Origin of the sequence: Kitasatospora sp. NPDC092948 (assembly GCF_044754805.1) — a bacterium.
Taxonomy (GTDB): domain Bacteria; phylum Actinomycetota; class Actinomycetes; order Streptomycetales; family Streptomycetaceae; genus Kitasatospora.
This window is the reverse complement of record NZ_JBIVPU010000003.1, coordinates 89,137-115,291: the sequence shown is the minus strand read 5'-3', so window position 1 is coordinate 115,291 and position 26,155 is coordinate 89,137. Positions and strand designations below refer to the sequence as shown.

The 26,155-nt window shown below is 75.0% G+C and carries 21 protein-coding genes; 13 read left to right on the top strand and 8 right to left on the bottom strand.

Annotated elements, in window-relative coordinates; genetic code table 11:
• The first annotated feature begins 146 nt into the window (after positions 1–146).
• The 3 genes from ACIQF6_RS10055 to ACIQF6_RS10045 all read left to right on the top strand — a co-directional run bounded on the left by ACIQF6_RS10055 (position 147) and on the right by ACIQF6_RS10045 (position 3,884).
• The gene (locus ACIQF6_RS10055) at positions 147–1,784 is read left to right on the top strand and encodes a helix-turn-helix domain-containing protein (protein WP_400892484.1); all 1,638 of its coding nucleotides are present in this window, start codon (positions 147–149) and stop codon (positions 1,782–1,784) included.
• Positions 1,785–2,391: 607 nt separating this feature from the next.
• Complete coding sequence (locus ACIQF6_RS10050; RefSeq protein ID WP_400892482.1) at positions 2,392–3,702, top strand: diaminopimelate decarboxylase; 1,311 nt, start codon at positions 2,392–2,394, stop codon at positions 3,700–3,702.
• 26 nt (positions 3,703–3,728) lie between these two features.
• On the top strand, positions 3,729–3,884 hold the full coding sequence (locus tag ACIQF6_RS10045; protein WP_400892480.1) for a hypothetical protein: 156 nt from the start codon (positions 3,729–3,731) through the stop codon (positions 3,882–3,884).
• A gap of 64 nt (positions 3,885–3,948) precedes the next feature.
• Here ACIQF6_RS10045 and ACIQF6_RS10040 read toward each other — a convergent pair whose 3' ends face one another.
• Positions 3,949–5,409 (bottom strand): NCS2 family permease, encoded by a 1,461-nt coding sequence (locus ACIQF6_RS10040; protein WP_400892478.1) that lies wholly within the window; start codon positions 5,407–5,409, stop codon positions 3,949–3,951.
• Between the two features lie 215 nt (positions 5,410–5,624).
• Here ACIQF6_RS10040 and ACIQF6_RS10035 point away from each other — a divergent pair, with 215 nt between their 5' ends.
• Both ACIQF6_RS10035 and ACIQF6_RS10030 read left to right on the top strand, forming a co-directional pair.
• A complete protein-coding gene (locus tag ACIQF6_RS10035) occupies positions 5,625–5,897 on the top strand; it encodes a DUF2530 domain-containing protein (RefSeq protein ID WP_400892474.1) in 273 nt (90 codons plus the stop codon).
• A gap of 72 nt (positions 5,898–5,969) precedes the next feature.
• Entirely contained in the window at positions 5,970–8,396 is a 2,427-nt protein-coding gene (locus ACIQF6_RS10030) for an HAD-IC family P-type ATPase (RefSeq protein WP_400892471.1), read from the top strand.
• 16 nt (positions 8,397–8,412) lie between these two features.
• Here the strand turns inward: ACIQF6_RS10030 and ACIQF6_RS10025 are convergent, their stop codons facing one another.
• A complete protein-coding gene (locus tag ACIQF6_RS10025) occupies positions 8,413–11,700 on the bottom strand; it encodes a sacsin N-terminal ATP-binding-like domain-containing protein (protein WP_400892468.1) in 3,288 nt (1,095 codons plus the stop codon).
• A 243-nt stretch (positions 11,701–11,943) separates the two neighbouring features.
• Positions 11,944–12,825: a DUF3027 domain-containing protein gene (locus ACIQF6_RS10020; RefSeq protein WP_400892466.1), complete on the bottom strand. Its 882-nt coding sequence runs from the start codon at positions 12,823–12,825 to the stop codon at positions 11,944–11,946.
• Between the two features lie 493 nt (positions 12,826–13,318).
• On the opposite strand from ACIQF6_RS10020, the gene ACIQF6_RS10015 reads away from it, so the two are divergent.
• From ACIQF6_RS10015 to ACIQF6_RS10000, 4 genes are all read left to right on the top strand, one after another.
• Positions 13,319–14,659 carry an MFS transporter gene (locus tag ACIQF6_RS10015; protein WP_400893871.1) on the top strand — a complete coding sequence of 447 codons (1,341 nt, stop codon included), beginning with the start codon at positions 13,319–13,321 and terminating at the stop codon, positions 14,657–14,659.
• A gap of 61 nt (positions 14,660–14,720) precedes the next feature.
• A complete protein-coding gene (locus tag ACIQF6_RS10010; protein WP_400892464.1) occupies positions 14,721–15,239 on the top strand; it encodes a hypothetical protein in 519 nt (172 codons plus the stop codon).
• A gap of 11 nt (positions 15,240–15,250) precedes the next feature.
• The gene (locus tag ACIQF6_RS10005; RefSeq protein WP_400892461.1) at positions 15,251–15,928 is read left to right on the top strand and encodes a futalosine hydrolase; all 678 of its coding nucleotides are present in this window, start codon (positions 15,251–15,253) and stop codon (positions 15,926–15,928) included.
• A 3-nt stretch (positions 15,929–15,931) separates the two neighbouring features.
• Positions 15,932–16,783: a 1,4-dihydroxy-6-naphthoate synthase gene (locus tag ACIQF6_RS10000; protein ID WP_400892458.1), complete on the top strand. Its 852-nt coding sequence runs from the start codon at positions 15,932–15,934 to the stop codon at positions 16,781–16,783.
• 7 nt (positions 16,784–16,790) lie between these two features.
• Here ACIQF6_RS10000 and ACIQF6_RS09995 read toward each other — a convergent pair whose 3' ends face one another.
• Positions 16,791–17,174 (bottom strand): cold-shock protein, encoded by a 384-nt coding sequence (locus ACIQF6_RS09995; protein ID WP_400892455.1) that lies wholly within the window; start codon positions 17,172–17,174, stop codon positions 16,791–16,793.
• A 326-nt stretch (positions 17,175–17,500) separates the two neighbouring features.
• Complete coding sequence (locus ACIQF6_RS09990; protein ID WP_400892453.1) at positions 17,501–18,634, bottom strand: alpha/beta hydrolase; 1,134 nt, start codon at positions 18,632–18,634, stop codon at positions 17,501–17,503.
• 170 nt (positions 18,635–18,804) lie between these two features.
• Between ACIQF6_RS09990 and ACIQF6_RS09985 the strand changes: the two genes are divergently transcribed.
• Positions 18,805–19,059: a hypothetical protein gene (locus ACIQF6_RS09985; RefSeq protein ID WP_400892451.1), complete on the top strand. Its 255-nt coding sequence runs from the start codon at positions 18,805–18,807 to the stop codon at positions 19,057–19,059.
• Positions 19,060–19,066: 7 nt separating this feature from the next.
• Here the strand turns inward: ACIQF6_RS09985 and ACIQF6_RS09980 are convergent, their stop codons facing one another.
• Positions 19,067–19,672: an HAD family hydrolase gene (locus ACIQF6_RS09980; protein ID WP_400892448.1), complete on the bottom strand. Its 606-nt coding sequence runs from the start codon at positions 19,670–19,672 to the stop codon at positions 19,067–19,069.
• Positions 19,673–19,784: 112 nt separating this feature from the next.
• Here ACIQF6_RS09980 and ACIQF6_RS09975 point away from each other — a divergent pair, with 112 nt between their 5' ends.
• Positions 19,785–20,789 (top strand): ABC transporter substrate-binding protein, encoded by a 1,005-nt coding sequence (locus ACIQF6_RS09975; protein ID WP_400892446.1) that lies wholly within the window; start codon positions 19,785–19,787, stop codon positions 20,787–20,789.
• A 24-nt stretch (positions 20,790–20,813) separates the two neighbouring features.
• Here the strand turns inward: ACIQF6_RS09975 and ACIQF6_RS09970 are convergent, their stop codons facing one another.
• Positions 20,814–21,704, bottom strand: coding sequence for a hypothetical protein (locus ACIQF6_RS09970; RefSeq protein WP_400892444.1), 891 nt, complete (start codon positions 21,702–21,704; stop codon positions 20,814–20,816).
• A gap of 185 nt (positions 21,705–21,889) precedes the next feature.
• On the opposite strand from ACIQF6_RS09970, the gene ACIQF6_RS09965 reads away from it, so the two are divergent.
• Entirely contained in the window at positions 21,890–24,379 is a 2,490-nt protein-coding gene (locus ACIQF6_RS09965; RefSeq protein WP_400892441.1) for a helicase-associated domain-containing protein, read from the top strand.
• A gap of 233 nt (positions 24,380–24,612) precedes the next feature.
• The gene (locus ACIQF6_RS09960; protein WP_400892438.1) at positions 24,613–25,629 is read left to right on the top strand and encodes a glycosyltransferase family 2 protein; all 1,017 of its coding nucleotides are present in this window, start codon (positions 24,613–24,615) and stop codon (positions 25,627–25,629) included.
• 78 nt (positions 25,630–25,707) lie between these two features.
• Here ACIQF6_RS09960 and ACIQF6_RS09955 read toward each other — a convergent pair whose 3' ends face one another.
• A complete protein-coding gene (locus ACIQF6_RS09955) occupies positions 25,708–25,998 on the bottom strand; it encodes a hypothetical protein (protein ID WP_400892436.1) in 291 nt (96 codons plus the stop codon).
• Positions 25,999–26,155: the final 157 nt, after the last annotated feature.

The window sequence follows — 26,155 nt, the reverse complement described above, 5'->3', positions numbered from 1 at the left end:
CCGCACACCTCCGGCACCTCCGGTTTTCCGCCGCCCCACACCTGGCCGGGCCCCGGACCCGGCCGTACGATGACCCGACTCGGCCGCGCACAGGGGGAGTTGGCGGACGATCACCGACACGCAGACAGCTGGGGAGGTCCGTCCCGATGGACGAGGACGCGTGGGACCGGCCGGCGGCCCGGCCGCAGTCGCTGGAGGGGCTGCTCCACCTGGTCGGCCCGCTGATCGAGGTCGCGGCGCTGCCCCGGGCGCAGACGCCCGTCCGGCACCTGGTGGTGTTCGACCCGCTCGACCGGCCGGCCGGCCGCGGCGACCTGCTGGTCGCCGTCGGCGTCGACCCGCACACCCCGGCGGCCGAGGACCTGCTGCGCACCGCCGGGGCGGCGCAGGTCGCGGGCGTGGTGCTGCGCGAGGCCCACGACGGCGGACGCAAGCAGGCGCTGCGGGCGGTCGCCGAACAGGCCGGGACGGCACTGCTGTTCCGCACCGCCTGGGTGGACTGGCCGCGACTGGTCACCGCTCTGCGGGCCGCCGCCGCCACCGGCGCCGTCCCGGGCGACGCCAACGTGGCACTCGGCGACCTCGGCGGGCTGGCCCGCCTGATCGCCGTCCGGATGCAGGCCGCCGTGACCATCGAGGACCCGGACTCCCGGGTCCTCGCGCACTACGCCGAGAGCGCCGACCTCGACCCGATCCGGATCCGCACCGTCACCCTCGGGCAGGTCCCGGAGGAACGGCAGCGGGCGATGACCGAGGACGGCTTCTTCAAGGAACTCTGGTCCACCGACCGGGTGCTGCACCGCCGCGCCGACGGCGACGTCCCGGAGCGGCTGGTGGTGTCCGTCCAGGCCGGCGGCGAACGCCTCGGCTCGATCTGGGTCGCCGCACTGTCCGGACGCACCCTCCAGGACGTCCCCGCCGAGGCGCTGCAGGTCGCCGCCCAGCTGGCCGCCGCCCACCTGCTGCACCACCGCTCCCGGCACCACGGCCGCAGCGAACTGCTCACCGAGGCCGCCCGCGCGGTCCTCGACGGCCGCGGCTCCGGCACCCTGCTCGCCCGGCACAGCGGCATGCCCGCCGACGGCCACTGCGCCGTCCTCGCCGTCGGCGTCGCCGGGCCCCTCGACGACGACCTGCGGGTCCGGCTGGAACGGCACGCCGGCTGGCACCCCGCCGGGCCCGGCCGCAGCTCCCTGCTGCTGCCCGCCGAACACGGCGTACTGATCCTGCTGGCCGGCCTCGCCCCCGACCTGCCCACCGCCGAACTCCAGGTCGCCGACTTCGGCCGCCGGCTGGCCACCGACCTGTCGACCCGCCTGAAGACCCGTGCCCTGGCCGGCCTCGGCCCCGTCCAGGCCCGCCTCGACCACGCCTCCCGCTCCCGCGAGTCCGCCGAACTCGCGCTCAGCGGACTGCTGTTCGGCCGCACCGAACTCGGCTGCGCCACCGTCGACCAGGTCGCCGACGCGGTGGCCCTGCGGCACATCGTCGAAACCCTGCGCGACCTCCCGCTCCCCGTCCGAACCTCGGTGTCCCGTCTGGTCGCCCACGCCGAACAGAAGAACGACCGCGCCCCGCTCGACGCCCTGCGCGCCTACCTCGACCACTCCCGCGAACTCGGCCGCGCCGCCGACACCTTGGGCGTGGCCCGCACCACCTTCGCCAACCGCTTCCACAACAAGGTCCTGAAGATCTCCGGCCTGGACGTCGACAACCCCGACGCCCGCCTGCTCGCCCACCTCCAACTGCGACTCCTGGACCACGACGACCCGACGGCCCCCTGACACCGCATCGGAGCGTGAACCGGGCACCCGAACGCCCCTCCGCCCCTCGCTCAGCCCGGACCCGCGCCGCGCGCCCGACACCCAGTCCCACCCGCCAGGCCCGCCGGCGTCCCGGCACCGCATCGGCACGCGAGACCGACGCCCGAACACACCGCCTCTCCTCGCTCCCCCGCGGCCCGGCCCGCCCGAACCGCGAAACCGGCGCCCACCCGCCAGGCCCGCCGGCGTCCTGACACCGCATCGGCACGCGAAACCGGTGCCCGAGCGCACTTCCCTCTCCTCGCACCCCGCACCCGGACCGCCCGCAGGGCCCCGCCGTGTTCCGAGACCGCATCAGCCCACGGAACCGGTGCCCGGGCGCGGCTTCCGCCCCCCGCTCCCCCGGTGCCCGGCCCACCGCGCGCCTCCGGCCCGGCCGGGCCGCCGCAGGGCACCGGCCGCGCCCGAACGGTCGCCGTCCGCGGTGCGCGCGGCCCGCCGTGTCCGGCGAAACCCGGCGCGGCGGGCACAGACACGGCGGCACCCCGAACCGCACGCTGGAACCACGGCCCGGGGAACGCCATCGGGTCCGGTCCCCTTCCTGCCGACCTCGTGCGGAGCGTGCCCCATGACCGACCACCAGCCCCTGATCGGCGCCGAGCGCCGCGAACTCGTCCTCCGCGCCGCCGTCCGGGAGGGCCTGCTCGACCCGGAGGACACCCCCCTGGCCGCCTTCCTCGACCTGGACGCCGTCACCGCGACGGTGGCCGCGCTGCACGCCGCGTTCCCCGCCCGGCTCGACGTGCTGCACGCGTTCGCCGCCAAGGCCAACCCGCTCGGCCCGGTGCTGCGCCGGCTGCGCGGCCTCGGCATGGGCTGCGAGGTCGCCAGCCCCGGCGAGTTCGCGCAGGCCCTCGCCGCCGGCTTCGCCCCCGACCGGATCGTGCTCGACTCCCCCGCCAAGACCCGCCGCGAACTGGCCCTCGCGCTGGATCTCGGCGTCGCCGTCAACCTCGACAACTGGCAGGAACTCGCCCGCGTCGACGAACTGCTGACCGACCGCCCGACCGCCTCCCGGATCGGCGTCCGGGTCAACCCGCAGGTCGGCGGCGGCAGCATCGCGGCGATGAGCACCGCCACCGCCACCTCGAAGTTCGGCATCCCGCTCGCCGACCCCGGCAACGCCGACCGGCTGATCGACGCCTTCCGCGACCGCCCCTGGCTGACCTGGCTGCACTGCCACATCGGCTCACAGGGCGTGGACCTGTCCCGGATGGCGGCCGGCGTCGGCGCGACCGTCGACTTCGCCGACCGCATCAACCGCGAACTGGGCCGCCGCCAGGTCGTCGGCATCGACCTCGGCGGCGGCCTCCCCGTCAACTTCGCCGACGACCGCATCACCCCCGGCTGGGACACCTACGTCGACCGGCTGCGCCACCACGCCCCGGCGCTGTTCGACGGCGACTACCGACTGGTCACCGAGTTCGGCCGGTCCGTCCTCGCCAAGGCCGGCTTCCTCGCCACGTACATCGAATACACGAAGGTCAGCGGCGGCCGCGCGATCGCCGTCGGCCACGCCGGCGCCCAGGTCGCCACCCGCACCGTCTTCATGCCCGACGCCTGGCCGCTGCGCGTCTCCGCCCACACCCCGTCCGGCGCCGCCAAGCACGGCGACCTCGTCCCGCAGGACGTCGCCGGCCCCTGCTGCTTCGCCGGCGACCTGGTCGCCCACAACCGCCCCCTGCCCCTCCTCGAACCCGGCGACCTGGTCTGCCTCCTCGACACCGGCGCGTACTACGCGTCGCACCACTTCAGCTACAACTCCCTCCCCGAGCCCCCGGTCCACGGCGTCCGCACCGCCCCCGACGGCACCGTCCGGTTCGAAACCCTGCGCCCCGCCCAGACCATCGACGACCTGGTCGCCCGCACCCTCGGCTGACCCCCCACCCCCAGGAAGAGCCGCCCATGTCCCGCTCCCGCCCCTCCCCGCCCGCCGACCGCACCGTCCTGATCATCGTCGTCCTGGTCCTCGCCACCACCCTCCGCGCCACCGGCGGCCCCGACCCCCTCCCCCTCCTCACCGCCGCCGCCTGCCTCGCCCTCCGCCTCGCCCCACGCTGACCCCCGAAAACAGCAGACGGCCCTCCCCCGCGCCAGCGGGAGAGGGCCGTCGAACGACCTGGGGTCAGAGCAGGCCGAGGGCCGGCATCAGGTAGTAGAAGGCGAAGACCGCGGCGACCGCATACATCGGGATCGGGACGGTGCGGGCGCGGCCGGCGACCACGCGGAGGAGGCAGAAGGCGATGAAGCCGAAGCCGATGCCGTTGGTGATGGAGTAGGTGAACGGCATCATCGCGATGGTCAGGAAGGCCGGCATCGCGATGGTGTAGTCGGACCAGTCGATCTCCTTGATGGAGTTCGCCAGGATCAGGAAACCGACGGTGACCAGCGCGGGGGTGGCGGCCTGGGCCGGGACCATCGTCGCCAGGGGGGTGAGGAAGAGCGCGACCATGAAGAGCGCGCCGGTGACGACGGAGGCGAAGCCGGTGCGGGCGCCCTCGCCGACGCCGGCGGTGGACTCGACGAAGCAGGTGTTCGCGGAGGAGGAGGTCGCGCCGCCGGCCGCGGTCGCGATGCCGTCGATCATCAGGACCTTGTTGATGCCGGGCAGGTCGCCCTTCTCGTCGAGCAGGTGGGCCTCGTCGGCGACGCCGAGGATGGTGCCCATCGCGTCGAAGAAGCAGCTCATCAGCACGGTGAAGACGAACAGGATGCCGGTCAGCACGCCGACCTTGGAGAAGCCGCCGAACAGGCTGACGTGGCCGACCAGACCGAAGTCGGGGGTGGCGACGGGGTTGCCGGGCCAGGCCGGAACGGTGAGGCCCCAGTGCTCGGGGGCAAGCTTCGCGAACTGCTGGATGATCACGGCGGCGGCGGTCATCACGGCGATCGAGATCAGGATCGCGCCGGGCACCTTGCGGACGACCAGCGCCATGGTGAGCAGCAGGCCGACGATGAAGATCAGGACCGGCCAGCCGTGCAGGTGGCCGCCGACGCCGAGCTGCAGCGGGACGGTGGTGTGGGCGACGTCCGGGATGCGGGTGACGAAGCCGGAGTCGACCAGGCCGACCAGGGCGATGAACAGGCCGATACCGATGGCGATGGCCTTGCGCAGCCCGAGCGGGACGGCGTTCATGACGCGCTCGCGCAGACCGGTGGCGACCAGCAGCATGATCGCGAAACCGGCCAGCACGACCATGCCCATGGCGTCCGGCCAGGTCATCTTGGGGGCCAGCTGGAGCGCCACGATGGTGTTGACGCCCAGGCCCGCGGCGAGGCCGATCGGGACGTTGCCGATGACACCCATCAGCAGGGTGGTCAGGCCGGCGGTGAGCGCGGTGGCGGTGACCAGCTGCCCGCTGTTGAGGTGGGCGCCGTTCATGTCCGTGGCCGAGGCCAGGATGATCGGGTTGAGCACCAGGATGTACGCCATCGTGAAGAAGGTGGCGACACCGCCGCGGATCTCGCGGGGCAGCGTGGAGCCGCGCTCGGAGATCCGGAAGTAGCGGTCCAGCGCGCCGGCCGGGGGCTGCGACGTGTGCTGGGGGGGCTCGGGCGACGCGGTGGTCGACTGGGCCTGAGACATGCGGGCGTCCTCGATCGGGTGAGGCAAGGGTGGGGGTGAGTTTCAGTATGGCGATCCCCGTCGTGAACGCGCCATCTTCGCGCGTAGAGCAAGGCCCTTACGATCAACATCGGTCGAATACGAAAGAGCCGTGCCGCTCCCGCCCGGCCGGGCCCCGTCGTCCCAGCCCCGCCGCGGCCTCCCGCGCGCCCGGAGCCGCCCCGTAGGCTAGGCGCATGCCCAAGACCGCGCTGCGCTCCGCTCCCCCGCCGCTAGAGGCGAACGACGTCGCCATCGTCGGCATCGGCACGGTGCTGTGGTTCGTCGGCTTCGTGGTGCTGCTGCCGTTCCAGGGCTGGCTGTCCGACCACGGCCACGGCAACTGGCCGTGGGTCTGCCTGTCCGGCGGTCTGCTCGGCCTGATCGGCCTGAAGTACTGCCGGGCCCGCCGGGACGCGATCCGCCGCGCCCGCGCCGCCGAGGCCGCGGAGAACTCCGAGACGGTGTGACCCTCCACTCGTCCGGCACGAAACGGCCGGGGCAGGACGCACTGCCCAAATCGCCCACCTAGAGTCGGTGCCATGACGCACCCAGCGGAAGGCACTGCCCCTGCGAGCCCCGGCTCGCACCCCTCCGGCGCGGGCGGGGTGTACCGGCCCGGGCTGACCGCCGCCGAGGTCGCGGAGCGGGTCGCCCGCGGGCAGGTCAACGACGTTCCGGTGCGCTCCAGCCGCTCGGTGCGGGAGATCGTCCGCGCCAACGTGTTCACCCGGTTCAACGCGATCATCGGCGTGATGTTCGGCATCATCCTGGTGGTCGGCCCGATCCAGGACGGCCTGTTCGGCCTGGTCATCGTCGCGAACACGGCGATCGGCATCATCCAGGAGCTGCGCGCCAAGAAGACCCTGGACAGCCTGGCGCTGATCGGCGAGGCCCGCCCGCAGGTGCGGCGCGACGGCGCGGCCGTCCAGGTCGCCACCGGCGAGATCGTGCTGGACGACACCGTGCTGCTGGGCATCGGCGACAAGGCCGTGGTGGACGGCACCGTCACCGAGGCGGACGGCCTGGAGATCGACGAGTCGCTGCTGACCGGCGAGCCGGACCCGGTGCACAAGCACCCCGGCGACCACGTGATGTCGGGCTCGTTCGTGGTGGCCGGCGCGGGCGCGTTCACCGCGACCAAGGTCGGCCGGGAGGCCTACGCGGCCAAGCTCGCCGAGGAGGCCAGCCGGTTCACGCTGGTCAAGTCGGAGCTGCGCAGCGGCATCGACCAGATCCTGCGGATCATCACCTACCTGCTGATCCCGACCGCGCTGGGCCTGATCGTCAGCCAGCTCGCGGTGCAGCGCCACGACTGGCAGGAGGCGGTCCGGCGGATGGTGGCCGGCATCGTGCCGATGGTGCCGGAGGGCCTGGTGCTGCTGACCTCGGTGGCCTTCGCGATCGGCGTGATCCGACTGGGCCGCCAGCAGTGCCTGGTGCAGGAGCTGCCCGCGATCGAGGGCCTGGCCCGGGTCGACACCGTCTGCCTGGACAAGACCGGCACCCTCACCGAGGGCGGCATGGACCTGATCGACCTGCGCCCGATCGGTGACGCGGCCAAGTCCCGGATCGCCGAGGCGCTCGGCGCGATCGGCGCGGCCGACACCCGCCCGAACCCCAGCATGCAGGCCGTCATCGACGCGTACGGGCCGCCGGAGGAGGGCCGCTGGCGGCTCCTGGAGGCGATCCCGTTCTCCTCGGCGCGCAAGTGGAGCGGCGTGCAGTTGCTGGAGCCCGGCGGCACCGAGGGCAGCTGGCTGCTCGGTGCCCCCGACGTGCTGCTGCCGGACGGTCACCCGGCGCTGGCCGAGGTCGACGAGCTCGGCGCGAAGGGCCTGCGGGTGCTGCTGCTGGGCCGCAGCCCGCTGCCGCTGGACGCCCCCGACCCGGCGGCGGAGCTGGAGCCGCTGGCCCTGCTGGTGCTCCAGCAGCGGGTGCGCGAGGATGCCGCGGACACGCTGCGGTACTTCCGCTCGCAGGACGTCCGGGCGAAGGTGATCTCCGGCGACAGCGCGGTCTCGGTCGGCGCGGTGGCCGCGCACCTGGGCCTGCCCGGCGCGGAGACCGCGACGGACGCCCGCAAGCTGCCCGCCGACCCCGAGCAGCTGGCCGAGGTCGCCGAGCGCACCGCGGTGTTCGGCCGGGTCACCCCGCAGCAGAAGCGGGCGCTGGTCGGCGCGCTGCAGTCGAAGGGCCACACGGTGGCGATGACCGGCGACGGCGTGAACGACGTGCTGGCGCTGAAGGACGCCGACATCGGCGTGGCGATGGGCACCGGCTCGGACGCGACCCGGGCGGTCGCGCAGATCGTGCTGCTGGACGACCGGTTCGCCACCCTGCCGTCGGTGGTCGCCGAGGGCCGCCGGGTGATCGGCAACATCGAACGGGTGGCCGGGCTGTTCCTGGTGAAGACCGTGTACTCGGTGCTGCTGGCCATGCTGGTGGTGTTCACCCAGGTGCCGTACCCGTTCCTGCCGCGGCACTCGACGGTGCTGTCCTCGCTGACCATCGGCATCCCGGCGTTCTTCCTGGCGCTGGCGCCGAACAACGAGCGGGCCCGCACCGGCTTCGTGCGGCGGGTGCTGCGGCTGGCCGTCCCGGGCGGGCTGATCTGCGGCACCGCCACCTTCGTCGCGTACGCGCTGGCCCGTGCCGACCACGACACCGCGCTGAAGGCGGACACCTCGGTCGCCACCCTGACGCTGTTCATCACCGCGATCTGGGTGCTGGCCATCGTCGCCCGCCCGTACACCTGGTGGCGGCTGCTGCTGATCGGCACCATGTCCGGCGCGTTCGCGCTGGTGCTGGTGGTGCCGTGGCTGTCCGACTTCTTCCAGCTCCAGCTGGTCGGCTGGCGCGACCCGCTGATCGGCGTGGCGATCGCCGCGGTCGCCGGGTGCCTGCTGGAGATCACCTCGCGGCTGTTCGTCGAGCGGAAGCCGAAGGAGGAGGCCCACGCCGAGTAGGCCTCCTCCCGGGGCGTCACTCGTAGTCGCGCGCCGCCAGCAGCTCGTAGGCCCGGTCGGGTTCGGTGAGCGCGGCGAGGATCTCGAACCGGCGGTGCCACTGCTGGACGGACCAGGCGAGGCCGGCGGCCAGGCCCTCGGGCGTCGAGGCGTGCAGCAGGCCGGGGACGGGCGGCACCTCGAATTCGTCGTCCTGGTCCACCTCCTCGACGTCGTCGGGGTCGTAGGGCAGCTCGGGCGCGGTGGCGGCGGTGTCCCAGCGCCAGTCCACCCGGGCGTCCTCGCCGTCGGGGCCGACGACCAGCAGCTCCTCGTGCTCCTCGTACACGGCGGGGCAGCCGGGGAGCAGCTCGCGGACCACGGCGGGGGTCCGGTGCAGGGTGCCCTCGGAGAGCACCCGGCCGCCGACCACCTCGCTGGCGAGCGAGACGTGCAGGCGTTCGGCCAGGGCGGGGGCGAGCGCGGGGTGGACCGGCAGCACCGGGTGGTCGTGCAGCAGCTCGACCAGGTCGGGGGCGTCGGCGACGACCGCGGCGGTGGCGTCGACGATCACCGTGCGGTCGTCCCGCCGGCCGGTGCCGTCGTCCAGCGGGGCCAGCGCCCGCACCACGTCCAACGGCTCCACCCGCTCGGCCGGGAGGGCCGCCAACGCGCTGTAGATGCCGTGCAGTTGGCGGTGCGTCACGTCGGACAGCGGGTCGGTGAGGCGGTCGATCAGCTCCTCGGGGCCGTGCGGCTCGGCGAGCAGCGCGGCCAGCGTGGTGCGCACCCCGAGGGCGTGCAGGAACTGCGGGTCCAGGTCCGTCCGGGCCTCGTCGTACAGGCCGCGCAGCAGTGGGTCGGCGCCGGCCGCGCGCAGGCCGGCGGGCTCCCGGCCGTCCAGCACGGGGTGGTCGCGCAGCCACCAGGCGGTGTACGGCGGCAGGTCGGTGTAGCTGCCGTCGGGCAGCAGGGTGCGGACGGGCGTCACCACCGCGTCCCGGTACGGCGGGCGGGCGAGCAGCGCGAGCGCCTGCGGCCAGGCGTCGTCGGCGACCAGGTCGAGGTCGCGGACGGCGAGCAGTTCGGCGGCCACCGGCGGAACGCCCAACTCGTCCGCGTCGTCGGCATGCAGGGACTCCAGGGCGTCCTCGCACCAGTCGGCGAGGCCGTCGGGGGCCTCGTCGATCAGGCCGGTCGGGGCGCCGCCGGCGGCGCGGTCGGCGGGGGCGGTCGGGTCGAGGCGCTCCAGGTCGTCGGGGTCGAGGACGACGTCCTCGGCGCGCACCAGGGTGAACGCGGTGAGCACGCCGGCCGCGGCCAGCACCTCCGGGCCCCAGCGCTCCAGCAGGTCCTCGTCCACGAACGCGGCGTCGTCCTCGCCCGCCAGGTTCGCCAACGGGCTGTCGGGGAGCAGCAGTTCGCCCGCGCGGGCGAGTTCGCCCTCGTCGTCGGGGAGCGCCAGCCGGGCCAGCCACGGGTACTCCCCGGGGGCCGGCGCGGCGGCCTTCACCACCGCCAGGACGGCGTCCGCGAGGTCCACCGCGGCGTCGTAGTCGTCCTCGCCGAGCTCCAGCGAACGGGCGACCGCGGCACGCAGTTCGGGGGTCTCCAGCAGGCCGGCGGGGGTGGCGGTGGCGGCGCCGAGCTTGGCCAGCAGCGGGTGCGCGGCCTCGGGATGGACCAGGCGCAGGTCGAGCAGGTCCAGGGCCTCGGCCAGCGACTCGGGGTAGCCGTCGAGGCCGGCCCAGTCGGCGGCGTCCGACGGCAGCAGGACCCGGCGCGGGCCGGTCACCGTCCGGCCGTCGGCCAGCGGGACGGGCAGCGCGCCGAGCGCCTCCGGGTCGGCGCCGGCCAGCGCCGCGTACAGGCTCCGCCACCAGGCCGGGTCGCGCTCCAGGCCGCCCAGCTGGTCGACCACCTCGGCCAGCGGGACCCGGCGCACCCGCAGCGTGCGCAGCTCGGTACGGCGCTCCAGGCCGGCCGGCAGCAGGCCGGGGAAGATCGGGGCGAGTGCCTCCACCACCGAGTGGTCGGCGCCCTCCAGCACCACCGCGTCCTGCGGCCGCAGCGCGGGGGTGCCCTCCTCGGTGCCGCGCGGGTGCGGCAGGAACGGCGTTCCGGGCAGGCGGTCCAGGATCGCGGTGCGCAGCGCGTTGTCGAGCGCGCCCCCGCCCAGCGGGGACGGCACCAGGTCCAGCGAGTCGGCGTCGGCGCCGCGGGTGCGCAGCAGCTCGGCGTACGCCTCGGCGGCACGCTCGACCAGGAAGTCGGTCAGCGGGCCGGGCGCGACGTGCCGGCGGGTCGGGTCCAGCGGGAACGACGCGATCAGCAGCGCCGGCACCCCGAGCGGCTCGTCGCTCGGCGTCGGGGCGTGCACCACGGCGGCGGTGCCGGGCCGCTGCGGACGTCCCTGCCCGTCCACCGGCACGGCCCACGTCAGCGTCCACTGCGGCCGGGCCCGCTCCTCGGTGGTGCGGTCGGCCAGCAGCTCCGCCGACGCCGTGCCGGACGCGCCGACGGTCTGCCAGACGGTGCTGCGCTCCCCGTCGGTGACGGTGACGGTCGGCAGCTGCTCCGGCCGCGACGGCTGCGCGCGGCGGGTCAGCGTGCGCACGCCCTCGGCGGTCTCCACCACCACCTCGGCCAGGCCCGGCAGGGTCAGCGGCAGCGCGTCGTCGATCCCCGCCAGCAGGCGGCCCGTCAGGTCCTCGGCGGCGCTGTCGCGCAGCGGCAGCACCACCACCGTGTCGTAGCCCTCGGGGGCCCGGCCCTCCGTCGGGAACGGCAGCCGCAGCAGCGGCACATGCCCCTCGCGGCGCGTCAATTCCTCGGCCAGCTCCGGCCGTTCCGCCGCCAGCGCGCGCGCCTCGGCGAGCGACCAGCGCACCCCGCCGGCGTGGCTCAGCACGGCCGGCTCGTCGCTGACGGCCAGCACCGCGGAGAAGCCCACCCCGAACCGGCCCACCACCGGCCGCTCGTCCCCCCGCTTCGCGGACGCCCGCAGCGTGGACAGCGACTCCACCGCCTCGGCATCCAGCGGCGCACCGGTGTTCGCCGCCGCGAGCACCCCGTCCCGCAAGGTCAGCCGGAGGCGGCCGGGAACACCGGCGCGGGCCGCCGCGTCCGCCGCGTTCTGCGCCAACTCGACGATCAGCCGGTCCCGGTACCCGCCGAGCGCGAGCTCCTCCTCGGCGTTCGCGTCCTCCCGGAATCTCGCCGGCGCAGCGGTCCACGCAGCCAGCACGGCGTGCCGCAGCCGGGCCGTGTCGAAGACATCCGGGCCCTCGGGGGACGCCGCGCTGCCGATGATCCGAGACTCCACGTGCCGAGCCGCCCTTCGCGTGGTCTGCGTAACGTCTCGGCATTCTGCCAGTGCCTCCCGACGGGATCCGCCGGGCGCTCGACCGGGGAGCGCAAAACCAGGAACGCGAGCAGCCGCGAAACCGGGGGCGCGGGGACTTGCGCGCAGCGGAAGGCACCCCACCGCAAGATCGCGACGCAGGACAATGACCTGCACGTGATCGCGACCTTGCGGACGTGACCTGCGCTCGTCGCGCAGTTCTCGTTACGAGTGCCCGAGCTCCTCCGCCGGCGCGTCCGGCTCGACCGAGCCCGAGGTGCGGTCCGGGTGGATGTGCAGCGGTTCGACCACGGTCTCGTCGAGGATCAGCTCGGACGGGACCGGCGGGGCCGGCAGGACCGCGGCCTCGGAGTGGGCGCCGCAGCCGTAGGCGAGCGAGACGACCTGGCCGTCGGCGGGGCCGAACTCGTTGCCGCAGACGCCGAAGGCCTGCCCGAGCGAGCCGCCGATCGGGATCAGGAAGCCGCAGGTGTTGCAGGAGGCGGGGGCGGACTGCGCCATCGGCGTCTGCGCCCCGTACGCGGTCTCCCAGCGTTCGGCGGCCTGGTGCAGGCCGGCCCGGGAGAGCACGCGGGGGCGGCCCAGGCCCAGCTCGTCGGCCACGGCACCGATCTCGGCGCGGGCCGGCGGCGACTGGATCCCGCTCTCGGCGATCACCAGGTCCTCCTCGGCGGCCTCGACCAGCACCGAGTTGGGCGCGGGCTCGTCCTCGCCGGTCCAGCCGGGCTCCAGGCGCAGGTCGTCCGCGCCGGTGGGGAGCAGGTCGCCGGGGCCGAGGTCGCCGGGCAGCAGGCGCTCGCTCCACGGCACCCACTGGGGGGCGAGGACGGCGTCGGGGCCGGGCAGCAGGGCCAGCTCGTCGAGCGTGACGTTCTTGGCGCGCGGAGCGCGGGCCACGGTCACCGCCCAGTGCCAGCCCCGGTAGGCGGGGTCGAGGCACTCGAAGGTGTGGGTGACCAGACGCTCGGCGTCCGCGTTCGCCTTCACGTGGGAGCCGACGACGGACTCTCCGACGCTCTCCACGACTGCCTGGCGGGCGAGATCGACGGCCTCGGCACAGAGCCGGTCAGGGGTACGGCTTCGCATCGCTGCACTCACGGCGTCGGTTCTCTCCCAGTCCTGTCATCCTGCGGTCTGTCCAGACGGCCCCTGCTGGGCGGGCTCGCACCGGTAGCCGCTGCCGCGTCACCAGAGCGACCCCCGCGGACGCGGGACCGATCCATTCTGCTCGACCGGGGACCGCTCCGTGGCCGGGCCGCGCCGCCCCGGTCCGCCACCCCCTGCGCAGGCCGGGCAGGCGCGTAGTGCAGGCTACCCGCCGGTCGGCGGTGGAGCACAGTCCGGGGCCGTGGGCGCGGGCGCGCCGTGCCGCGGGCAATCACTCGTACGGCGTGCGTTTGTCGGGCAGGATGGGCTTGTGGCGGAGGAGAACCCGCCGCAGCACGGACTGCGCCCCGGGCAGGACGAGAGTCGGCCGGAGCCGTCGGACGCGCCGCGGCAGCATCCCGTGGCCCCCGGCGTGCCGGAGGCGGACCAGCCGCGCCCGACGGCCGATCAGGAGGGTTCCGAGCCCCCGACGGTGAAGCCGCGCGGGGTGTGGGCGCGGGGCGCGTCGGCGGCGGGGGCGCGCACGGGGCGGGTGGTGCACGGCACGGGGCGGCGGATCCGGAGGGCGACGTCCGCGGAGGGCGCGGGCGAGTCGGGTCTGGCGAAGCTGATCGAGCTGCACGCGCTGAATTCGTTCGGCGACATGCTGATCACGGTGGCGCTGGCGTCGACCATCTTCTTCTCGGTGCCGACCGGCGAGGCCCGCGGCCGGGTGGCGCTCTACCTGGTGATCACGATGGCGCCGTTCGCGCTGCTGGCACCGGTGATCGGCCCGCTGCTGGACCGGCTGCCGAACGGCCGGCGTTCCGCGATGGCGATGGCGATGCTGGCCCGGGCGGTGCTGGCCTGGGTGATGGCGGGTCTGGTGCCCGGCGGCGGACTGGCGTTGTACCCGGCGGCGCTGGGCGTGCTGGTGGCGTCGAAGGCGTACGGGGTGGTGCGCAGCGTGGTGGTGCCGCGGCTGCTGCCGGACCGGTTGTCGCTGGTGAAGGCGAATTCGCGGGTCACCCTGGCGGGTCTGCTGGCGACGCTGGTGGCGGGCGGGGTGGGCGGGCTGCTGCACCTGATCGGGCCGGACTGGCCGCTGCGCGGGGCGTTCGCGGTGTTCGTGATCGGCACGCTGATGGCTTTTCACCTGCCGGCCCAGGTGGACTCGGCGAAGGGCGAGCAGCGGGCGGAGCTGCACGCGGAGCCGTCCGAGTCGCGTCCGAAGGGGGTGCTGCGGGCGGTCGGGCCGTCGGTGATCATGGCGCTGCGCGGGGTGGCGGGGCTGCGCTGGCTGGTCGGGTTCCTGGTGATGTTCCTGGCGTTCCTGATCCGCAAGAACCCGCCGAACGGGCTGCCGGAGACGGTGGCGCTGGGCATCGTCGCGGCGGCGGCGGGCCTGGGCAACGCGCTGGGCTCGGTGCTGGGTTCGTGGCTGCGCACCCGCGGCTCCGAGCTGACGGTGACGGTGATGCTGCTGCTGGCGACGCTGGCGGCGAGCGCGGCGGCGCTCTGGTACGGCGTGGTGACGGTGACGGTGGTGGCGGCGACGGCGGGCATGGCGGCGTCGTTGGCGAAGCTGGCGCTGGACGCGCTGATCCAGCGGGACGTGCCGGAGGCGGTGCGCACCTCGGCGTTCGCCCGGTCGGAGACGGCGCTGCAGCTGAGTTGGGTGGTGGGCGGCGTGGTCGGCATCTCGCTGCCGTTGAACGCGGTGCTGGGGTTGTGGCTGGCCGCGGGGGTGACGGCGGCGGTTCTGCTGTGGACGTTCCGGTCGCTGCTGCGGGTCGGTCCGCGCCGGTCGGCGGCGCGTCCGCGCGTGGCGTAACCTCGCACGACTCGGGCACCCCGTTGTCATGTGATCACCGAAGGCGAGTAGCCTCTTGCGCATGAGCCTCAGCACCAGCGTCACCGCCGGACTCGCCGCCGCCGCCGTCGTCGGCGCCGGCCTCGTCGGTTTCGGCGTCTACCAGGCCGTCGACAACGGCAAGCCCCCCACGAACGAGGCCACGCTGGTCGTCGGCACCTCGTCGGTCCGCGCCGAGCCGACCTGCTACAACGGCGGCAAGGCGATCGCCGAGGCCGACCTCGCCAAGTGCGCCCAGCAGGCGGCGAAGGACTCCGGGGACAACAAGCTCACCAGCCTGGACGTGCGCGCCAGCGACCGCGTCGGCGTGGGCGTGCCGAAGGACCTGGCCGACAAGGGCTGGTACGCGTTCACCGGCCAGGGCCAGAACCGGACGCCGATCATCGCCGGCGCCACCGGCGTGACCTACTCGGGTTCGGTGTCGGCCGCCGGTCTGATGACCAGTGACGAGAAGACCATGGTGACGGTCGCGGCCGTCGACAAGGACACCAACGAGTACTACGCGGTGTGGTTCTTCAACATGAACAACCAGAAGAGCTGACGCACCGGTCGATGACCGCTGAGCGACGCCCCGAGCAGTCCGGCCCCGCCGCCGGGCTGCTCGTCGTCGTTGCCGTGCCCGCGGAGGCCGAGGCGGTCCGGCGGGGGCTGGGCGAGGGTGCGCCGGTCGAGGTGCTGGCGGCGGGCGTCGGCCCGGCCGCCGCGGCGGCCGGCACCGCGGCCGCGCTGGCCCGCGGCCGGTTCCGGCTGGTGCTGTCGGCGGGCATCGCGGGCGGTTTCGCGCCCGCCGCGCCGATCGGGTCGCTGGTGGTGGCGGACGCCCTGGTGGCGGCCGACCTGGGCGCCGAGACCCCGGAGGGTTTCGCGGACGTCGCCGAGCTGGGCTTCGGCACGGCGCGGTACGCGGTGCCGGACGGCGTGCTGAAGCTGGCCGCGGCCGCCACCGGCGGGGCGGTCGGCGAGGTGCTGACGGTCTCCACGGCGACGGGTTCGGCGGAGCGCGCCGAGCGGCTGAGGGGGCGTCACCCGCGGGCGCTGGCCGAGGCCATGGAGGGGTTCGGCGTGGCCGAGGCGGCCGCCCGTTTCGGGCTCGCGGCGGGGGAGCTGCGGGCCGTGTCCAATGCCGTCGGGCCGCGCGACCGCGCGGCGTGGCGGATCGGCGAGGCGCTGGCGGCCCTGGAGCGGGCCTTCGCGGCGCTGCCGGTGTCCCGTCTTCTCCAGGAGGTCTGACCGATGGCCGAGCCGCTGAGCGTCGCCTACTCGCCCTGCCCGAACGACACCTTCGTCTTCCATGCCTGGGCGCACGGCCTGGTCGCGGGCGCGGACGCCCCCGAGGTGCGGTTCGCGGACATCGACATCACCAACGGGCTGGCCGAGCGCGGCGAACTGGACGTCCTGAAGATCTCCTACGGCCAGCTGCCGTGGGTGCTGGACGAGTACGCGCTGCTGCCGTGCGGCGGGGCGCTCGGCCGGGGCTGCGGGCCGCTGGTGCTGACCGCGGGGCCCGTCGGGGCGGCCGGGCTGGCCGGGCGGCGGGTGGCGGTGCCGAGCGAGCGGTCCACCGCGTACCTGCTGTTCCGGCTGTGGGCGGCCGAGGCGGTGCCTGGCGGGTTCGGCGAGATCGTGGTGCTGCCGTTCCACGAGATCATGCCGGCCGTACGGGACGGCCGGGTGGACGCCGGGCTGGTGATCCACGAGGCCCGGTTCACGTACCAGCAGTACGGGCTGCACTGCCTGGCCGACATGGGCGAGGCGTGGGAGGCGGCGACCGGGCTGCCGATCCCGCTGGGCGCGATCGTGGCCCGGCGCTCGCTGGGCGCCGAGCGGCTGCGGGAACTCGCCGACGCCGTGCGCTCCTCGGTGCGGCAGGCCTGGGCGGACCCGGCGGCCTCCCGGGAGTACGTGCTGGCGCACGCCCAGGAGATGGACCCGGCCGTCGCCGAGCAGCACATCGGACTGTACGTCAACGAGTTCACCGCCGACCTCGGCGAGGACGGCTACGCCGCGGTGCGCGGCCTGCTCACCCGGGCCGCCGAGCAGGGACTCGTCCCCGCCGTCGACCCGGGCGCGCTGGCGTTCCCCTGAGCAGGGGTCAGATGTCGAACTGGTCGGCGATCGCGCGCAGCACCATGGCGATCTTCTGGCCCTCCGGCTTGCTGGGGTAGCGGCCGCGCTGCAGGCCGGGCAGGACGCTGTCCAGCTTGGTGATCAGGTCCTGCACGATCGGGGCCATGTCGTCGGCGCTCTTGCGCTGGTTCGCGGCCACCGACGGCAGCGCGTCCAGCAGCGTCACACTCATCGCCTGGTCGCCGCGGTGGCCCGCGGCGATGCCGAACTCGACGCGCTGCCCCGGCCTCAGGGTGGTGACGCCCGCGGGCAGCGCCTTGGTGTGGACGAAGACCTCGCCGCCGTCGTCGCGCGACAGGAAGCCGTAGCCCTTCGTCTCGTTGAACCACTTGACCTGGCCGGTGGGCATCTCGAAAAGTCCTCGGTGTCGGGTGCGAGCGACCCCGTCGGGTCGCGGATGGATGTGCGGCTCGGCGGCCGGGAACGGGCGGCCGGTGTCGCTCAGTGGGGCAATGATCCCTCAGCGTGCGCCTCTGCGGCGACGGGATTCCGGACCGGGGCGTGGCCGGGCCTCGCGCCTGTTGCGCCCTCCATCGGTCCACACCCCCCATCGGCTCCGGGCGGGTGTTTCGTGGACCAGCCGCTGGTCCGCCCGCGCGATGGCTGCATACCCGGGGGCGACGCGGGTCGAAACTCTTCGCGCGCACCGAGTTGCGCGCTGTGACGCCGGGCCGGTCAGGAGGGGTCGGCCAGGTGCCCGCCGAGCCAGCCCAGGGACGCCGGGAGCATCCGCGACCAGGTGTTGAAGTTGTGCCCGCCGGTGTCCAGGGTGATCGCGGAGACGGTGGTCGCGGTGCCCTTGGCGGCGGCCCGGAACCGCTCGGTCTCGGCGAAGTAGTCGCCGTCGCCCTCCCGGCTGCCGCCGACCAGCAGCGCGGTGCCCGGGGCCGGCAGGTGCGCCAGCCGCCAGCTCAGGTCGGCCTCCTCGCGGCGCTGCTGGTCGCCGCCGAACAGGTCGCCGGTGGTCGGGTCCTCGGCCGCCTTGTAGTAGCCGGACAGCGACACCGCCGCGGAGAACACGTCCGGGTGACGCATCGCCAGCTTCAGCGCGCAGTACCCGCCGGTGGAGTTGCCGATCACGCCGAGGCTGCCCGGGCCCTGCGCGATCCGGTACGAGGAGCGCAGCGCGGACGGCACGTCCTCGCTGAAGTAGCGGTCGGACTGCGGGCCGCCCGGCACGTCCTCGCACTCGGTGTCGCGGGGCATCGCCGGGGACGGGCGCATCAGCACCAGCACGGTCGGCTTGGTCTTGCCCTCGACGCCGAGCTTCAGCTGCACCGCCGGGTAGTTCAGCTTGGTGATCAGGTTCTTGGCGTCGCCGGGGAAGCCGGTGATGGCGATCGCCGCCGGGAAGCGCTTGGCCTGGAAGGCCGGCTGGAAGTACTGCGGCGGCAGGTACACGTAGCCCTCGGTGGACAGGCCGGTGACCGCGCCAGGCAGCCGGACCTTCTCCAGCCGGCCGACCTGCGCCGGGTCGCGGCCCAGCGCGCCGGTGTCGCGGACGTTCTCCGCGCTGATCCGCTCCACGCCCCTGGTCCGGCCGAGCAGCTGGTTCTGGATGGTCACCGGACCGTCGTCGTTGGTGCCCAGCAGGTCGGCCCAGCTGCTGTAGAAGGCGAAGTAGTTGTTGGCCACCAGCCCCAGCGTGCACATCACGGCGAGCTGGGTTCCGACGATGGTGGCCAGCCGGCCGAGGACCGCCTGCCAGCTGCGCCGGGCCAGCCTGGGCCACACCCAGACCGTGCCCGCCACCATCAGGACGGAGAACAGCGCCGACAGCGCCAGCACCTTGTGACTGGTCAGACCCATAACCGCTGCGCGCCCTCGTTCCCCGCCGACGTCCCCCGAGGGATTCAGCATGCCTGAGAGTTTCCTGGGAACCCTGAGCGTTCAGGTGGACTGCGGGCCGCCGCGCCCCCGCCGATCGGCGGGGGCGAACGTGGGAAACTGGTTCAAAGCCCGCGCGAAGGAGTGCAGAAGTGACCCGTCAGTCCCGCGATGCCGGTGAGGTCCTGGTCCGCGTCGGCGGGGTGGTGTTCGTCCTCGGCACGCTCGCCACCATCGCGACGGTGACGCCGCTGCTGCTCGACCTGAAGCGGCTGCCGTCGATCGCGTACGGGCTGTCCATGCTGATGCCGCTGGGCCTGCTGGTGGCGCTGACCGGGCTGTTCGTCACCGCCCGCGCCGAGTCCCGCCGGCGGCGCGCCGCCCGGGAGGCCGCGGCGGGCAGCTGACCGGCCGTCAGGCCAGGTGGGCGGCCAGCCAGTCGGGGAACTCGGTGAGGTCGCGCAGCACCACGTCAGCGCCCGCCTCGGCCAGTTCGGCGGCGCTGTACGGCCCGGTGGCCACGCCCACCGCGACGGCGTCGGCGGCCCGGGCGCCCCGGATGTCGCCCAGGTGGTCGCCGACGTAGACGTTCGCGCCGTGCGCGCGCAGCGCCTCGCCCTTGCCCTCCGCCCACAGGTCGCCGAGCAGCGCGTCCACCTCCAGGCCGATGCCGTCCAGGTGCAGGCGCGCGTTCGGCGCCCACTTGCCGGTGATCACCAGCACCCGGCCGCCGACCGCCCGCACCGCCGCGACCGCCGCCAGCGCGCCCGGCAGCTCCAGCGCCCCCGGCACCGCGTGCACCGCGTACAGCTCCCGGTAGCGGGCGACGGCAACATCCACCTGTTCCGCCGGGAACCAGTGCGCGATTTCCTGCGCCAGCGGCGGCCCGAGCCGGCTCACCGCCAGCTCGGAGTCGATGAAGGTGCCGGTCTCGGCAGCCAGTACGTCGTAGGTGTCCTTGATGCCCGGGCGGGTGTCGAGAAGTGTCATGTCGAGGTCGAAGCCGACGGTCAGAGCCATGCCACCCAGCCTAACCAGCCCGGATTTCCGACCGGAAAAGCCGGACGGACAGCCGTATTACGGACATACTGCTGGAGTCCGACCGTGCCACCGGAGCTGCCGGAGGTCCCAGGTGCCGCCCCCGCTCTCCCGCCGCGCCGCCCTCACCGGGCTCGGCGCCGCCCTGCTCACCGGCTGCGGCCCGCGCCCGCTGCCCGCCGGGCCCCCGCTGCCGCAGGCCGCCTCCGGGTCGGCGCCGCCCTCGCCCACCCCCACGCCGACGCCGAGCGTCACCGTCAACGGCGCGGACGGGCCGGTGGCCGTCGCCGGCGGGGCGACCCGGGTGATCACGCTCGACACCGCCGAGCTGGACTCCGCGATCACCCTCGGCATCCCGCCCGTCGGCGCCGCCAAGGCCCCGCTCGACCCCGGCCTGCCCGACTACTGGCCGACCTCCTGGCGGTCCCGGATCGCCGTGGTCGGCGAGATCGCCGCCCCGCCGAACCCGCCCGCGATCGCCGCTCTGCGCCCGCAGCTGATCCTCTCCAACCGCACCCGCGACGCCGCCCACCTGGACGTCCTGCGCGGCCTCGCCCCGACCGTGCTCACCCAGACCACCGGCGCGCCCTGGAAGGAGAACTTCCAGCTGCACGCCGCCGCCCTGGAACGCCACGTCCAGGCCGCCGCCGTGGTCGCCGCCTACGCCCGCCACCTCGACCAGGCCCGCCGGGCGCTCGACTCGGCCGGCCTCACCGGGCAGCGGATCAGCCTGGTCCGGTTCGTCGAGGGCTCCCCCACCGTCCGCCTGTACGCCCGGGAGAACTTCCCCGGCAGCGTCCTCACCGACCTCGGCCTGCCCCGGCCCGACCCGCAGAACACCGACCAGTTCGCCGTCGAGACCGCCCCCGACCAGCTCGCCGCCCACGCCGACGGCGACCTGCTGCTGTACTCCGGCTACGGGCGCCCCGACGCCAACGGCCTGAACGCCGCCCTGGCCTCCCCCGCCTGGGGCGCCCTCGGCGCCGTCCGCGCCCACCGGGCGTTCCCCGTCAACGACCAGCTGTGGTTCCAGGGCATCGGCTACACCGGCGCGCACTTCCTGATCGCCGAGCTCCTCCACCTGCTCGGCGCGGACTGAGGCCGGCGCGGGCGGGCGGGGGCGCTACGCCTTGCGCCGGCGCAGCGTCACCGCCAGCAGGAACAGCGCGGTCAGCGCCGCCGCCACCCGCAGCACGCCCGGGGCGGCCGCCCAGGTGGCGTGGCCGGCGTCGGTGCCCGGGGCCAGGGCGGCGCCCCAACGGCCCTTTTCGCGGCCCCAGTTCCACACCGTCAGACCGGCCACCGTGATCAGCGGGATGCCCAGCACGGCGAACTTCTTCAGCAGGTCGGACAGTCCGCTGGACAGGTACGCCAGGCCCCAGCCCAGCAGCATCGCCAGCAGCGAACCGGTCGCCGCGCCGCCGATCAGCACCAGCGCGCCGAGCACCAGCAGCGGCGCGGGACGCCGGGCCCCGCCGGCCGCGGCAGGGGCGGCGTCCTGGACGGGTTCCGGGGCCGGCTTCGGCTTGCCGAACAGGCCGCGCAGCGCCCGCCCGGCGAGCCCGGGACGCGGTTGTTCGGGGGCCGCCGGCTCCTCGGGCTCGGGTTCCGGGTCGGGTTCGGGCGCGGTCTTCGGTTCCGGCTCCTCGGCGGGCAGGTCGAAGTACACCTCCGTCCAGCCGGGGAACACCGAGGTGACGTCGGCCCGGCCGCGCCCCTCGGCCCAGTGCGCGGCCCGGTCCACCTCGGCGGGGGACGGGCCGGGCGGCAGGTCGAAGTCGATCGGGGGCAGCGCCGGCTTGTCGAACGCCACGGGCGGCGGCGCCGGCGTGCGGTCGACCTCGACGATGCGCCGCGGCGGCGGCAGGAGCGGCTTCGGCGGGACGGCCGGCTGCTCCGGGACGGCCGGCCGCTCCGGCGGCGCCTCCGCCGCCGGTGGGGGCGCGTACACGCTGTCCCCGCCGTCCGAGCCGTCCGCCGACCCGTCCTCGCGCCACCACGAGCCGCCCGCCATCGCCCCGCCACCCGCCCTCACGTCGCATGTCCCGCCGCATCGAGACGGTACCCACCCGCACCCGTCCGAAGCGAGCCCCGTCCGGCGGCTGTTGACGTCCCGTCGGGCCGGGTCGCCCCCGGTTTCGCCGGGAGTTCCTCCCCCGTTCTGGGCCTCCGACGGGGGCGTTGACTAGGCTGGAGCGGATGAGCGCACCGCAGAGCGCACCGCGCGCCCCCCGCGCAGGCGCCCCCCGCACGCTGGCCGAGGAACTCCGCGGCCGGGAGGACGAGGCTGTCGCCGCGCTGCTCCGGGCCCGCCCCGACCTGCTCAACCCGGTGCCGACCGACCTCACCCAGCTGTCCGCCAGGCTGTCCGGCCGGGCGTCCGTGCTGCGTGCGCTGGAGCGGCTGGATCGTTTCACCTTGCAGGCCGCCGAGGCGCTGGCCGCCGCCCCCGAGGGCGCGTCCGACACCGCGGTGCGCAACCTGCTGGCCGGTCCCGCCCGGGTCAGGCCGCACCCCGGCGCCGACCCGGTGGAGCGCTCGGCCGTCACCGCCGCACTGCCGGGCGCGCTGGCCCGGCTGCGCGAGCAAGCCCTGGTCTGGGGGCCGGACTCGGCGCTGCGGCTGGTCCTCGCCGTCCGCGAGGCGCTCGCCCCGAGCGCCGCCAACCCGGGCCGCACCGGTCTCGGCCCGACCCTCGCCGAGGCCACCGTCGGCATGTCGCCCGCCCGGCTCCAGCACCTGCTGGCCGGCGCCGGGCTGCCGCCCACCCCCGACCCGGTCACCGCCGTCGCCGCGCTCACCGCGCTGCTCGGCGACCGCAGGCGGATGACCGCGCTGCTCGGCCAGGCCCCGCCCGCCGCCGTCGCCCTGCTGGAGCGCCTGGTCTGGGGGCCGCCCACCGGCACCGTCCCCGACGCGGCCCGGCAGGTCACCGCCGAGGACGCGCACAGCCCGGTCGAGTGGCTGCTGGCCCGCGGCCTGCTGCTGCCGTCCAGCCCCACCTCGGTGGTGCTGCCCCGCGAGCTCGCGCTGCACCTGCGCGGCGGCCGCACCCACCGCACCGTCGAACCCGCCCCGCCCGCCGTCGCGCCCGTCGTCGAACGCGACCCCGCGCAGGTCGACCGCACCGCCGCCGGGCAGGCCGCCACCGCCGTGCGGACCGTGGAGGAGCTGCTGGAGGCCTGGGGGCTCACCCCGCCGCCCACGCTGCGGGCCGGCGGCCTCGGCGTGCGCGACCTCAAGCGCGCCGCCCAGCTGCTGGAGTGCTCCGAGGCCAACGCCGCGTTCTGGCTCGAACTCGCCCGGACCGCCGGGCTGCTGGCCCCCGACGGCGAGATCGACGAGGTGTGGGCGCCGACTCCCGCGTACGACCAGTGGCGGCAGCAGGACACCGCCGACCGCTGGACGCTGCTCGCCCGCGCCTGGCTCGCCGCCACCCGGGTCGGCCGGCTCACCGGCACCCCCGACGGCAAGGGCCGGCCGCGTGCCGCGCTCGGCCCCGAACTCGACCGCACCCTGGCCCCGTCCGTCCGCCGGGCCGCGCTCACCCGGCTCGCCGAGCTGCCCCCGGGCGCCGCCGCCGGCGCCGCCGCCCTGCTGCCCGCCCTGCGCTGGCACCGCCCGCTGCGCGGCGGCCCCACCGGCCCGGACGGCCACGACCTGCGCGACCGGCTCACCGAGTGGACCCTGCACGAGGCCGAGCTGCTGGGCGTCACCGGCCGCGGCGCGCTCGCCGCCCACGCCCGCGCGCTGCTCGCCGACGCCGACCCCACCCCGGTGCTCGCCCCGCTGCTGCCCGAGCCGCTCGACCACGTCATCCTGCAGCCCGACCTGACCGCGGTCGCGCCGGGCCCGCTGCTCACCCCGCTCGCCCAGGCGCTCGCGCTCTGCGCCGACATCGAGTCCAAGGGGGGCGCGACCGTCTACCGGTTCACCCCCGATTCGATCCGACGCGCCCTCGACGCCGGGCGCACCGCCGCCGATCTGCAGGGCTTCCTCGGCCGGCACTCCCGCACGCCCGTGCCGCAGCCGCTCGCCTACCTGATCGACGACGTCGCCCGCCGGCACGGCGTCCTGCGGGTCGGCGCGGCCTCCTCCTACCTGCGCTGCGACGACCCGCAGCTGCTCGGCGAGGTCCTCGCCGACCGGCGCGCCGCGGAGCTGCGGCTGCGGCTGCTCGCCCCGACCGTGCTCGCCGCCCAGGCCCCGCCGGACACCCTGCTCGGCGTGCTGCGCGGCATGGGCTACGCGCCCGCCGCGGAGTCCGCCGAGGGCGACGTGGTGATCACCCGCCCCGATGCCCGCCGCACCCCGCCGCGCACCCCGCCGATCCCCGTCCCCGACGGCCCCGCCCGCCCCGACGACGCCCTGCTCACCGCGGCCGTCCGGGCCATCCGGGCCGGCGACCGGGCCGCCACCGCCCCCCGCAAGGACGCCGTCGCCGGCCCCGCGGGCGCGGCCGTTCCGCGCACCGCGGCGGCCGACACCCTCGCCTCCCTGCAGACCGCCGTGCTGCTCGGCGAACGCATGTGGATCGGCTACATCAACGCGGAGGGCCTGGCCTCCCAGCGCGTCATCGACCCGGTCAAGGTCGAGGGCGGTTTCGTCACTGCGTACGACCATCTCGCCGATGAGGTACGCACGTTCGCACTCCACCGCATCACCGGAGTCGCCGAGGTCGACGACTGACGGGGAGTCGCTCCGCACTGGCCTGTGCATGCCCAGTGCAGGATTGACAGGCAACTGATGAAGACACTAGGAATGTGCCGTCGGACCAGGCTTCCGACGAGGGCCCTGTGGGTGTACGGCCGGGCCCGCGCCCGGTTGTCCGACACGCCCCGCCCCTGCTCCTGCGTGCGCAGTCCGCGAGTGCGCCGGCCGAGGGGGCTACGTCCTCGGATACGAAACAGGTCTCCTGTCACATGCCCGGTCCAGTCGCCCCGCTGCTGTCCGTCGTCATGCCGATCTACAACGAGCAGGACGCGCTCCCACTCACTGTCCAGCGCCTGCGCCCGATCCTGGACGGCCTCGGCGAGAGCTACGAGGTCGTCGGCGTCAACGACGGCAGCTCCGACCACACGGCCGTGGTACTCGCCGGACTCCAACAGCAGTGGCCCGAACTCCGGGTGATCCAGCTGCGCCGCAACTCCGGCCACCAGGCCGCGCTGACCGCCGGGCTGCACCGCGCCTACGGCGAGTACGTGGTCAGCATCGACGCCGACCTCCAGGACCCCCCGGAGAAGATCGTCGACATGCTCGCGCTGGCCCGGGACGAGGGCTACGACATCGTCCAGGGCGTGCGCGACGACCGCAGCTCGGACACCGTCTTCAAGCGCGGCACCGCCGCCGGCTACTACTGGCTGATGCGCCGCATGGTCGGCCGCAGCATCCCGAAGCACGCCGGCGACTACCGCCTGCTCAGCCGCGCGGCCGTGGACGCGTTGAAGTCGCTGCCCGAGACCCAGCCGGTCTACCGGCTGCTGGTGCCCTGGCTCGGCTTCCGCAGCACCGAGGTGACCTTCCAGCGCGAGGAGCGGGTGGCCGGCACCACCAAGTACCCGCTGTCCAAGATGGTCCGGCTCGCGGTGGACAGCATCACCAACTTCTCCGCCGCGCCGCTGCGCCTGGCCACCTGGCTCGGCCTCGGCAGCTTCGTGCTCGCGTTCCTGCTCGCCGCCTACAGCACGGTCGAGCACCTCGTCGGCCGCACCACCCCGGGCTGGTCCTCGCTGTTCATCGGCATCGTCTTCTTCGGCGGCGTGCAGCTGGTCTGCGTCGGCCTGCTCGGCGAGTACGTCGGCCGGATCTACTCCGCGGTCCAGGGCCGGCCCTCCTACTTCATCGGCTCCGACTCCGCCGAGCAGAGCCGGGCGACGATCGGCGCCACCGGGATCGCCGTCGAGGAGATCACCCGGCCGCACCCCGCGCAGGTCGGCTGACCGCACCGGCCCTCGCCGGAACATGCCTCCGCCCCGCGGATCCTCGGATCCGCGGGGCGGAGGCGTTGGGGCGGCCGGCTACTTGCCGGCGGTCTGCTGCTTCCCGGCGTGCTGCTTGGCGTCCTCGTCGGCCTTCTGCTGCTTCGCCTCTTCCATGATCGCGTGCGGATCCGGCATCTTCGGCTCGACGCCGGTCAGCAGGCCGGTGCCGGTGAACGCGAGGGTGCCGAGCAGGCCGCCGGGCTGGCCGACGTCCGCGACCTGGTCGAGGGCCGGGGTCCCGCCCGCGGCATGGGCGGGCGCCGCCCCGAGAGTGGTGGCGAGGGCCGCGCCGGAGAGCGCGAGGCCGGCCAGGAATCGGTTGCGCATGGTCATGCCCTGCCCAACGAGCCGACCCTCCGGCGGTCACTGCCGCGCGCCGCCCGACAAGCCGTCCGGGGCTCTCACGGACGGCGGTTAGACTGCCAAGCGGCCGGGCTGGAAGGGTCCACCCGCGCGGAACCGGGCCTCGCCGGCCCCCGACAGG